Annotated in this window: 5 protein-coding genes; 1 reads left to right on the forward strand and 4 read right to left on the reverse strand. The window is 65.7% G+C overall.

The genetic code is table 11. From position 1 onward, the window contains the following. Nucleotides 1–124: 124 nt before the first annotated feature. The gene (locus B1964_RS28330; RefSeq protein WP_079932165.1) at nucleotides 125–1,699 is read right to left on the reverse strand and encodes an acyl-CoA synthetase; all 1,575 of its coding nucleotides are present in this window, start codon (nucleotides 1,697–1,699) and stop codon (nucleotides 125–127) included. A gap of 61 nt (nucleotides 1,700–1,760) precedes the next feature. On the opposite strand from B1964_RS28330, the gene B1964_RS28335 reads away from it, so the two are divergent. Beyond that, nucleotides 1,761–2,909, forward strand: coding sequence for a LuxR C-terminal-related transcriptional regulator (locus tag B1964_RS28335; protein ID WP_079932166.1), 1,149 nt, complete (start codon nucleotides 1,761–1,763; stop codon nucleotides 2,907–2,909). A 37-nt stretch (nucleotides 2,910–2,946) separates the two neighbouring features. On the opposite strand, the gene B1964_RS28340 is transcribed toward B1964_RS28335, so the two are convergent. From B1964_RS28340 to B1964_RS28350, 3 genes are all read right to left on the reverse strand, one after another. Next, a complete protein-coding gene (locus B1964_RS28340) occupies nucleotides 2,947–4,212 on the reverse strand; it encodes an NAD(P)/FAD-dependent oxidoreductase (protein WP_253194253.1) in 1,266 nt (421 codons plus the stop codon). 1 nt (nucleotide 4,213) lies between these two features. Further along, entirely contained in the window at nucleotides 4,214–4,426 is a 213-nt protein-coding gene (locus B1964_RS28345; protein ID WP_079932168.1) for a ferredoxin, read from the reverse strand. Beyond that, nucleotides 4,426–5,227 (reverse strand): cytochrome P450 (locus B1964_RS28350; protein WP_139765924.1); only part of this gene is annotated, 802 nt, incomplete at its 5' end. The genes B1964_RS28350 and B1964_RS28345, both read right to left, overlap by 1 nt.

Below are 5,227 nucleotides of genomic sequence, written 5' to 3' on the forward strand. Positions count from 1 at the left end.
GTCAACGACACATCACGCCAAATATTCTGCGAACCAAACGACTTCGTCAGATTCGCCACACTCACCTCGACACCCATGGTCTACCTCGAGTTCCTCTCTGCGGATCGTCGTCCCTCGCGGAGTCTCATACTCCGGCCTGATCGTTCGAGAACTTCTGGCGCAGCGGCCCTTTCACCAGCTTCCCGGTTGGGGTACGCGGCAGGTCGTCGACGAAACGGAACTCCCGAGGCACCTTGTACCCCGCGAGGTGTTCTCGGACGAAGGTCTGCAATCGCTGTGCCACGTCGTCGTCGCCGACGACGCCCGGCGCCGTCTTCACCGCCGCGAGCACACGTTCGCCGTATTCCGGATCGGGCACACCGACCACCGCGACATCGTCGACGTCGGGGTGCAGGGCCAGGCAGTTCTCGATCTCCTGCGGGTAGATGTTGACGCCGCCGGAGATGATCGTGAATGCCTTGCGGTCGTTGAGGAACAGGTAGCCATCCTCGTCGACATAGCCGATGTCGCCGGTCGTGGTCCACGTCGGATGCTCGGGGTGCTGCGCCGACGCCGTCTTCTTCGGATCGTTGTGATAGCTGAACGGCAACGCGTCGCGTTCGAAGTACACCGTGCCCGACTCCCCCACCGGCAGTTCGACGCCCTCGTCGGAACAGATGTGCAGCACACCGAGTTTCGCCTGTCCGACGGTGCCGGGTTTGGTCTGCCATTCGACCGGATTCACCATGGTGATGCCGTTGGCCTCGGTCGACGAGTAGTACTCGTGCAGGATCGGACCGAACCAGTCCATCATCGCCTTCTTGACTTCCGGCGGACACGGCGCGGCCGCGTGCACCGCGTGCGTCAGGCTCGACACGTCGTAGCGTTCCCGCACCTCGGCCGGCAACCGCAACATGCGCACGAAATGCGTGGGCACCCACTGGGTGTGGGTGACCCGATACCGCTCGATGAGCTCGAGGCACTGCTGCGCGTCGAACTTCTTGACGGTGATCACGGTGCCACCGAGGCTCTGTGTGATCATCCCGAAACGCAGCGGCGCTGCGTGATACAGGGGCGCCGGTGAGAAGTACACGGTGTCCTGACCCATTCGATAGGTGCCACCGAACACCATCACATAGGGGTCACCCGGATCGCCGACCTCCCGCTCGGGCAGCGGCGGCTTGACCCCCTTGGGCCGTCCCGTCGTCCCCGAGCTGTAAAGCATGTCGTTGCCGCGCCGCTGATGATCGGGCGCCTCGGGCGACCCGCTCGCCACGAACTCCGCGTAATCGCCGAATCCCTCGATCGACTCGCCACGTTCACCGTCGCCGACTCGCGGATCGAAGGACAGTGCGATCTCGAGGCTCGCGCACTCGGCCCGGGCCGCCGCGGCCGCCTCGGCGAGATCCGCCGACGCGACGAGCGCACGCGCGCCGCAGTCGTTGACGATGTAGGCGATCTCGCCGGGCGACAGATGCGTATTCACCGGCGTGAGATACAGCCCGCTGCGCAGGCAGGCCCAGTACACGACGAACACCTCGACGGCATTGGTGCTCAGCAACGCGACCACGTCACCGTCGACGAAACCGGCGGCGCGCAGCGCATTGGCCAATTGCGTCGATTGACGCTCGAGTTGGGCGTAGGTGAGAATGTCGCCGGTGTCACCGACGATGATCGCCGGCTTATCGGGAGTGCGCGCCGCGTGAATTGCTGGATACATGTTTTCCTTCTGTCGTGAACGGGTTATGTGATTGACAACACACATTGGTAGAGTCTTGTAGATGCACCACATCGTCAGAGCGAAGGCGTCCACCTCCTCTGACGCAGGGCCGCTTGTGGATTCGCGTGAGATCCTGGCCGCACTGCGTGAGCACGTGGGCGACGCCGACCGGAACCTTATTCCGGTGAAACACCTTCTCCAGCAGGCATGGTCGGATCTCGCGTCCGTACTCGACACCGAACTCGGCGAGCTGTCGCCGGAGTTGAGCGCCCGGCTGGCCAAACTCCAGTCCGTGGACCGTCTGCTCGTCGACCGCCTCGACGAACGCACCGGCATCGCCGCACGCCTCGCCGACGCGGTGTCGCAACTCGAGGCCGCGCCGTGCAGCACCGAGGAAATCGTCACCCTCGCCCCGCAACTGATCTGCGAGCTCGGTTTTCACCGCGCGATCATTTCGCGGGTCGACGGACGCCTCTGGACCTCCGAATGTGCCTACGTTCCCGACGAGCCCGAGTGGTCCGACGCGATCAACCAGGCCGGGCGCCAGAACCCCCAGACCCTCGGGCCCCAGATCCACGAGACCGAGATCGTGCGACGTCGTGAAGGCCTGCTCGTCACCGACGTGCAGGAGGACGTCCGGGTCAATCGCCCGATCGCCGAGGTCTCGTTGTCCCGGTCGTACGTGGCGGCACCCATCGTGTCCGAGGGGCGCGTGGTCGGCCTGCTGCACGCCGACAAGTACCGGCAGAGCGGCGACGTCACCGGCGAGGACTGCCAACTGCTCATGGGGTTCGCCCAGAGCCTGCGACTCGCACTGAGCCGCGCCCGGATGAGCGAGGAGCTCGCCACCCTGCGCACCGGACTGCAGTCGATCACCGACGCCATCGGCCAGACTGCCGACGAGGCCCACAGCGTTTCCGTACGCCGCAGTCTCATCCCGGATTACGACGAGCCGGTGTTCGCCGACACCCCGAACCCGGCCGCGCCGCGCGCCTCTCGCTCGCGTCGCATCGCCGACGCCGGGTTGACCGCCCGCGAACTCGAGGTCCTCGCACTGCTGGCCCAGGGACGCACGAACGGTGCCATCGCGCACGAGCTCGTGATCTCCGAGGGCACCGTCAAACAGCACGTCAAGCACGTTCTGCGAAAGCTGCAGGCCGCCAATCGATCCGAGGCGACCGCGTTCTGGTTCAACGAGAACGGACAGTGACCGCGGAGTCCGAGACGGACTCCGCGGTCCCAGCCGTTCAGCAGTGGGCGGCACCGAACGCCACCCCATCCGCCCACGACGCCCGCTTCGACACCAGCCGCCGATACTTCATGATGAGGTCCGGCCGGCCGATGGTCAGGACGCCGGCGAGCGTGTCGGCCTCGCGGTAGAGCACCACGGTTCCGCCGGTCTTGTCGGCCCGGTGTTGCACCAGGAGTTCGTCGGTGTGCGGCACCCCGACGAACTGCAACCGCGCCCCGTACCAGTCCGACCAGAAGTACGGCACGGTCTGATACGCGGTGAGATCGCCGTCCGACAGGGCATTACGTGCCGCCAGCGCCCCCTGCTCGGCCGCGCTCGTCCAGTGTTCGAGTCGCATGCGGCGGTCGAACAATCCGTTGGGCCAATGGGCGACGTCACCGGCCGCCCACACACCCGGAATCGGCGTCCCGTCGACACCCAGCGCGGCCAGATACTCGTCACACTCCACGCCACCGTCGCGATCATTGAGTGCCACAACGGAATCGGCCAGCCATTGGGTTGACGGAATCGCGCCGACGCCGACGACCACGAGATCTGCGTCGAGCACCCGACCGTCGGAGAGCACCACGCCCGTCACCCGGGATTCCCCAGTCTGCAAATCCCCGGTCTGGACAATCCCGGTCCGGAAGCCCTCCACCCCCACACCGAGGATCAGTTCGGTTCCGTTGGCGGCGTGCAGATCTGCGCACAGGGCACCGCCTTCGATGCCGAGTGACCGCGTCAGCGGCGCCGGGGCGGCCTCGACGATCGTCGCCGAGAGTCCCAATTTTCTTGCCGCCGAGGCAACCTCGGCGCCGATGAATCCGGCGCCGACCACCACCACGCGCGACGAGGACCGCAGGGCCCGCCAGATCGACTGGGTGTCGGCGTAGGTACGCACCGTGTGAATCCCGCCGACGCCGTCGCTTCCGGGAAGCCGGCGCGCATGCGCGCCGACCGCGATGATCAGTGCGTCGTAACCGATGTCGCCGGCCGCGGTTGCCAGTTTGCGCGACTCGACGTCCAGGCCCACCGCCGGCGCACCGGTGCGGATCTCGATGCCGAGCTCGTCGACCAGGAACTCCCGTTCACGCAACTCCGGGATGACCGGCTCGTCCGGCCCCATCAGGAGTTCCTTCGACAGCGGCGGACGATCGTAAGGCAGGTGTTCCTCGGCTCCGACCAGGGTCAGCGCACCCAGGTACCCCTCACGCCGCGCGGACTCGCAGGCACGAATGCCTGCGAGTCCGGCACCCACCACCACCAGGTGATCGATACTCACGTCAGTCCTCGATCGTGATCGCCTGTGTCGGGCAGGAGCGCACCGCGGCCTCGACCTCGTCCCGATCACGTTCGGTGACATCGAAGGCCAGCACGGTCAGCTGCCCGTCGTCACCGATCTCGAAATGGTCGGGGGCCTCGGCCTCGCACAAGCCCAGACCCGAGCATCGGCCCATGTCCACCTTGATCCGGCAACCTGTCGTCGCCACGGTCATCACTTCCTCCCGTGCGGATAGAACGGCATCTCCAGTACACCGCGCATGAAATTGGTTCGCATCAGCTTCGGTTCACCGGCGACGAAGTCCGGCATCTGCTGATGCAGTTCCCGGAACAGTGACCGCATCATCGACTTGGCCAGCTGATTACCGAGGCAGTAATGCACGCCGCCACCGCCGAAAACGACATGTGGGTTGGGGCTACGCGTCAGGTCGAACGTGTCGGGGTTGTCGAAGACCTCGGCGTCCCAGTTGCCCGACCCGTACATCATCACGACCTTGTCGCCCGGCAGGATCTGCTGACCGCCGAGCTCGTACTCGGCCACGGCGGTACGGCGGAAGGTCAGTACCACCGACCCCCACCGCAGGAACTCCTCGATCGACTGATTGATCCGGCCCTCGAAGTCCTCCCACAACCACGCCCGCTGTTCGGGGAAGTCCGTCAACGCCTTCACGGCGAAACTCGTGGTGTGACGCGTGGTGTCGGTCGCCGCCACCGAGAACAGCGTCATCACGGCACCGATCTCGAAGTCGGTCAGTTTCTCGCCGTCGACCTCGGCCTGCACGAGGTTCGTGACGAGATCGTTCTTCGGGTTCTCACGGCGGTCGGCAACCAATTCCTCGGCCAGGTCATGAATGAACAGCGCGGCCTCGGTCTGCACCTCAGCAGGGTCCCTCCCGGCCAGCAGCTCGGGATCGGCCCAGGCAGTGATCTCATCAGCGGCATGACCGACGGCGACCAACCGATCTTCCGGGATGCCGAACATATCGCCGTACATCTCGATCGGCAGGGGGCTCGCG

The sequence above is a fragment of the Gordonia sp. i37 genome (assembly GCF_002043085.1).
GTDB classification, from domain to species: domain Bacteria; phylum Actinomycetota; class Actinomycetes; order Mycobacteriales; family Mycobacteriaceae; genus Gordonia; species Gordonia polyisoprenivorans.